At 43.5% G+C, this 5,967-nt stretch carries 5 protein-coding genes and 1 pseudogene; 2 read left to right on the top strand and 4 right to left on the bottom strand.

Going from position 1 to position 5,967, the window contains the following annotated elements; genetic code table 11:
• From secD to queA, 4 genes and pseudogenes are all read right to left on the bottom strand, one after another.
• Window positions 1-566: pseudogene (gene secD, locus AB4653_RS10740) on the bottom strand (protein translocase subunit SecD); the annotation flags it as partial.
• Between the two features lie 20 nt (window positions 567-586).
• A complete protein-coding gene (gene yajC / locus AB4653_RS10745) occupies window positions 587-916 on the bottom strand; it encodes a preprotein translocase subunit YajC (protein ID WP_009848281.1) in 330 nt (109 codons plus the stop codon).
• A gap of 110 nt (window positions 917-1,026) precedes the next feature.
• On the bottom strand, window positions 1,027-2,163 hold the full coding sequence (gene tgt / locus AB4653_RS10750) for a tRNA guanosine(34) transglycosylase Tgt (RefSeq protein ID WP_009848280.1): 1,137 nt from the start codon (window positions 2,161-2,163) through the stop codon (window positions 1,027-1,029).
• A gap of 194 nt (window positions 2,164-2,357) precedes the next feature.
• Window positions 2,358-3,410, bottom strand: coding sequence for a tRNA preQ1(34) S-adenosylmethionine ribosyltransferase-isomerase QueA (queA, locus tag AB4653_RS10755; protein ID WP_009848279.1), 1,053 nt, complete (start codon window positions 3,408-3,410; stop codon window positions 2,358-2,360).
• A 335-nt stretch (window positions 3,411-3,745) separates the two neighbouring features.
• Here queA and AB4653_RS10760 point away from each other — a divergent pair, with 335 nt between their 5' ends.
• Both AB4653_RS10760 and AB4653_RS10765 read left to right on the top strand, forming a co-directional pair.
• Window positions 3,746-4,189, top strand: a complete 444-nt coding sequence (locus tag AB4653_RS10760; protein WP_009848278.1) for a CBS domain-containing protein — start codon at window positions 3,746-3,748, stop codon at window positions 4,187-4,189.
• A 270-nt stretch (window positions 4,190-4,459) separates the two neighbouring features.
• A partial coding sequence (locus AB4653_RS10765; RefSeq protein WP_372104123.1) for a methyl-accepting chemotaxis protein occupies window positions 4,460-5,967 on the top strand: 1,508 nt, incomplete at its 3' end.

Genomic DNA, 5,967 nt, shown 5'->3' on the forward strand with positions numbered 1-5,967 from the left:
GCTTCAGCAAGCTGCTCTTCGTTACGCAGAATCACTTCAACCGCATCTTTACCCGATGGGCGAATAGCACGGTAGCGGATTTTCTCTTCACGAAGTTCACTGCGGAACGCTTCTTCTTGTTGGCCAACCAGTTTTTGCATCGCAGCGTCCATATCCACTTCCATTAAGAAGTGAACACCACCACGTAGATCAAGACCCAGTTTCATTGGTGCAGCACCAATAGATTCAAGCCAATCAGGAGTTGAAGCCGCTAGGTTTAAAGCTACGATAACGTCATCACCTAGTGCTTCTGTGATGATATCACGGGCACTGATTTGCGTATCTGTATCGTTAAATCGAACAAGAATGGAACCGTTTTCGAGAGCAACGGATTTAGTAGAAAGGTTTTCTGCTTCAAGAGCATTGGTGACAGCATCCAGCGTAGACAGATCTACAGAGGCGCCACGCGCCCCTGTAACTTGAACTGCCGGATCTTCACCGTATATATTTGGAAGTGCGTACAACGCAGCGATAGCGATGGCAAACATCACCATCAAATACTTCCATAACGGATAACGGTTTAGCACAGCGAGGATCCTCTAGCTGTTTATAGTGATTTCAGAGTACCTTTTGGTAGCACTGCTGTAACGAAGTCTTTCTTGATAACGACTTCGTTGTTTGCGTTCAGTTCGATAGCAACGTAGTCGCTGTCTTCAGCAATCTTAGTGATCTTGCCGATTAGGCCGCCGCTTGTAAGAACTTCATCGCCTTTGCCCATAGAAGACATAAGGCTCTTGTGCTCTTTAACACGCTTAGCTTGTGGACGGTAGATCATGAAGTAGAAGATCACAGCGAACATACCTAGCATGATAAGCATTTCGAAACCGCCGCCTGCTGGTGCACCTTCTGCTGCTGCGTGAGCTTGAGAAATAAACATTTAAAACATCCTCTATTATATTTTCGTAATTGTTTGTCTAATTGGGTCGTATCCCTTTATTTTCAAGCCCCATCACTCGGAAGAGAGATAGGGCTCGCAAAAAAGAAATACTAAGATTCTTTACCTAGTGGTGGCACTTCACGCCCCATTCTTGCGTAGAACTCTGCAACGAACTCTTCAAAGCGATCTTCATCGATAGACTGACGAATGTCTGACATTACTCGTTGGTAGAAACGCAGGTTGTGAATCGTGTTCAGTCGAGCACCTAGGATTTCGTTACAACGATCCAAATGGTGTAAGTACGACTTGCTGTAGTTCTTACAAGTGTAACAGTCACAATCTGAATCTAGTGGTGTTGTATCGGTTTTATGCTTCGCATTACGGATCTTGATCACACCTTCCGTTACAAACAGGTGGCCATTACGTGCATTTCGCGTTGGCATAACACAGTCAAACATATCAATACCGCGACGAACACCTTCAACCAAGTCTTCAGGTTTGCCTACACCCATTAGGTAACGAGGCTTATCTTCAGGCAGTTGAGGACATGTGTGCTCAAGAATGCGGTGCATATCTTCTTTTGGTTCACCTACTGCTAGACCACCTACTGCATAACCGTCAAAGCCAATTTCTGTTAGGCCTTTAACGGATACATCACGAAGGTCTTCGTATACGCCACCTTGTACAATACCGAACAATGAGTTCGGGTTTTCTTGCTTATCAAAGTGATCGCGAGAACGCTGAGCCCAACGAAGAGACATCTCCATCGAGTCTTTAGCTTCTTTATGCGTCGCAGGGTAAGGCGTACATTCGTCAAAGATCATTACGATGTCTGAGCCTAGATCCTTTTGGATTTCCATCGACTTCTCAGCGTCCATGAAGATCTTGTCACCGTTTACAGGGTTACGGAAATGAACACCTTCTTCAGTGATTTTACGCGTTGCGCCTAGGCTGAATACTTGGAAGCCACCTGAATCAGTCAAGATAGGACCTTTCCAGTTCATGAAATCGTGCAAATCACCGTGCAGTTTCATGATTTCTTGACCAGGACGTAGCCATAGGTGGAATGTATTACCTAATAGGATTTCAGCACCTGTGTCTTTTACTTCTTCAGGTGTCATGCCCTTAACCGTACCGTAAGTACCTACAGGCATGAATGCTGGGGTTTCAACGGTACCGCGTTCAAACTGAAGTTGACCACGACGTGCGCCGCTATTAGTTTTTTTAAGTTCGTATTTTAATTTCACGAAGCCTCCAATATGCCAGAGAAACAATCTGACTGTTAATTCAGAACCTTAGGCCGAACAAAAGTTCAGTCTAGTGGGTTCTATGAGGAGCGGTCGCGTATTCCTTGCGAGAGATTAGACAGACACCCTGCCCGACTCCTAGCCTACTGCTAGCACCCGTAAATTCTGCTTATATCGTTTATAACCAGCTAAAATTAGCTCGTTTTCTTATTGATGAACATCGCATCACCGTAGCTGAAGAAACGGTATTCGCTCTTCACTGCGTGATCGTATGCACCCATCACATTGTCGTAGCCAGCAAATGCACTCACCAACATAATCAGCGTTGATTCTGGTAAGTGGAAGTTGGTAATTAAGCAATCCACCAGCTGATATTCATAACCTGGGAAGATGAAGATTTCTGTGTCACCAAAGAAAGGAACTAACTCAGTGCCATTTTTCACTGCATCTTGAGCCGCACTTTCTAGTGAACGCACAGAGGTTGTACCAACGGCAATGATGCGTCCGCCGCGAGCTTTTGCAGCTGCAACGGCATCTACCACTTCTTGCGGTACTTCAACGTACTCAGCATGCATGTGGTGGTCATTGATATTATCGACTTTTACTGGCTGGAACGTACCAGCACCAACGTGAAGCGTCACGTAAGCAAACTCAACACCTTTTTCTTTCATGTCAGCCATTAGCTTGTCATCAAAGTGAAGGCCTGCTGTTGGCGCAGCAACTGCACCCGGCTTTTCATTATAGACAGTTTGGTAGCGCTCTTTATCGGCGTCTTCATCTGGACGATCGATGTAAGGAGGCAGTGGCATGTGACCAACACTGTTAAGAATCTCTAAAACGCTTTGATCGGATGTGAAATGGATTTCAAATAACGCATCATGACGTGCCACCATTTCAGCTTCATACTCATCGTTCTCACCAAGGAACAATTTGGTACCCGGTTTCGGTGATTTAGAACAACGAACATGCGCAAGAATGCTTTTCTCATCCAGCATACGTTCAACCAACACTTCAAGCTTACCGCCTGATGCCTTGCGACCGAATACACGAGCAGGAATCACGCGAGTGTTATTAAAAATAACAAGATCACCTGGCTCAACCAAGTCTAAAACGTCTTTAAACGAACCATCAGCTAGGTTGCCATTATTGCCATCTAATTTAAGTAGGCGGCTTGCTGTGCGCTCCTCTTGAGGGTAGCGAGCAATGAGTTCATCTGGTAGGTCAAAGTGAAAATCTGAAACTTGCATGTGTCGAGTCTTGTCTTAGTTGATGATATTTATGCCGTTGACGAATAATAAGTCGAAGTTGCCGAACAATCGTTTCGGTAAGTAAATCGTTACCAGAAACACATCGTAAACATGACTAAAAATTTCGCAGTGGGCTAGTATAGGCACACGAGCCGCAATAGCAAGGTTTACAGCATTGGATTATTGTAAAGAGTCGTAAAATAATACGACCATTCCCCCTCATAAAAAAAACAAAATTAGTTGCATGAAACTCACCCAAAAATGCGTTAGATCTCAGTTATTTTTTGGATAAAAAACTATAGTAATAGCAACAAATAAAAAAGAAGGAGGTCCGTATGATCAAGGTTGAAGATATGATGACTCGCAACCCTCATACCCTATTGCGCTCACACTCACTGGCCGATGCAAAGCACATGATGGAAGCGCTTGATATCCGCCATATTCCGGTTGTTGATGCCGACAGACAACTACTTGGCGTCGTCACACAGCGAGACGTTCTTGCCGCTCAAGAATCTAGCCTACAAAACATCCCACAAGCTCAATCCTATACTCTTGCAACACCACTCAATGACATCATGCACAAGAGTGTTATGTCTGTAGAGCCGCGCGCAGGACTAAAAGAGTCTGCTGTTTATATGCAGAAACACAAAGTGGGCTGTTTACCTGTCGTAGAGAACCACGAACTCGTGGGCATCATTACAGACAGCGATTTCGTTACGATAGCCATTAACCTGCTAGAGCTACAAGAAGAAGCGGAACCGGAAGAGGTCGAAAGTTAGTCCGTTTGTATTACTCACGATAATCCTTAGAGCCTTTGAACCTGAGGCTCTTAACATATCTAAATTCTGACACGTCTAAAATCTCATCTATTTTTATGAAAAGCCGAGAGAAAAGTTACAAAAAACAACAATATCAACAACCTACTTTACCCATCATTCTTAGGCATCAAAATATAGTGGATACATACTATTTATTGATATATTTATCGTTAGAATCATGTAAGAATTTGTTAAGAATAAAAACAAGCTGCCTTACTAGGAATGATATTTATGAGTTTAAAGAAATTGCTGTCCTTAGGTTTTGGCGTGATTCTCGCGCTAATTTTGGTTATTTCAGTCGTTGCTTCATTACGCTTTTATCAATCGAGTGATGGGTTTAACACCTACCGCTCTCTTGCAATAACAAGTGTCTCAACAGGTCGAATCCAAGCCAATATACTGGAAGCTCGTTTATCTGCACTTAAATATATTAAAAACCCTATTCCGTCACATGCTTCTGAACTGAATAGACGTATCACCGCATCAAATCAATTGATAGATGAAATATTAGACTCTCATCTTGACGATCTACACAAAAATGAATTCCTAACGATAAAGAAGCAGCTTGATCAATATAGCCAAGGCTTTAACAAGGTTGTTCAACTTGTTAATACTCGAAACAACCTAGTTCAAGAGGCCTTAGACCCATCAGGAGTCAATATGCGTGAGGCAGTGACTAACCTAATGACCCAGGCTTCAGCTGAAGAAGATTTAGAAGTTGCTGTCAGTTCAGGACAGCTTCAGCAGCATGTATTGCTATCAAGATTGTACGCTTCTAAATTTCTGACGAGCAATAAAACAGAAGATGCTCAGCGTGCTGAAAAAGAGTTTGCCTCTGCCGCACTACTTGCAGAAACAATCGAATCTCAACTCATGTCGATGGAACAAATCAACTACTTAAACGATTTCACTAGTGCCTTCAAAATTTACCGCAACACATTTTCAAAGATCGTTGACACTATAAACACGCGAAATGGCATCATTTCAGGGACTCTTGATCTTGCTGGTGTTAATGCAGCAAAAACAATTGAAGAGATAAAGCTATCAACAAAGTCAGAGCAAGACTCTGTCGGGCCTAATATGGTCGAGCGATTCTCTAACGCGCAATTTGTGCTTGGCGTTCTTTCAATTCTCGTTGTCGCCGCTTCTCTTAGCATTGCCGTTTCGATTTACCGCAGTGTATGGAAAGTCGTTGGAGGAGAGCCAAGTGACATCCAAGCAATTGTTGCCGAAGTCGCCGCTGGTGATCTTTCAAAGCAGATTCCAATTACGGGTAAAGAGACCGGTATATACGCAAACATTTTAGAAATGCGCCAAGAACTACGTCGAATAATCGATGGTTTCCACCAGATTTCAGACAATGTTTCAGCAGCCTCCGTTGAGCTAACCGCGGTAATGAGCCAAACAGAAGGAAATGCTCAACAAGAACTGAGTCAAATGGAACAAATCGCGACAGCCATCAATGAACTTTCTAGTACTGCGAGTGAGGTTAGCCAGAATGCAGCTAGCGCAGAGAGCGCTGCAACTGGGGCAACGACAAATGTCAAAGATGGCAGTGTTTCCCTCGATGCATCAGATGATATATCTCGAAAAGTTGAAGACTCGATCGAAGAAACATCAAACATCGTTAATCAATTGCAAGAGTACTCGGTAGAGATCGGTAGTGTTATTGAAGTGATCAATTCAATTTCTGAGCAAACTAACTTACTTGCGTTAAATGCAGCCATTGAAGCCGCTCG

Source organism: Vibrio sp. 10N.222.48.A3, from assembly GCF_041475345.1.
Lineage (GTDB): Bacteria > Pseudomonadota > Gammaproteobacteria > Enterobacterales > Vibrionaceae > Vibrio > Vibrio tasmaniensis_A.

What these genes read in the sequence shown, in the direction of transcription:
- queA (WP_009848279.1), bottom strand. Translation starts at nt 3,410, where the DNA reads ATGCAAGTTTCAGATTTTCACTTTGACCTACCAGATGAACTCATTGCT.
- AB4653_RS10760 (WP_009848278.1), top strand. Translation starts at nt 3,746, where the DNA reads ATGATCAAGGTTGAAGATATGATGACTCGCAACCCTCATACCCTATTG.
- yajC (WP_009848281.1), bottom strand. Translation starts at nt 916, where the DNA reads ATGTTTATTTCTCAAGCTCACGCAGCAGCAGAAGGTGCACCAGCAGGC.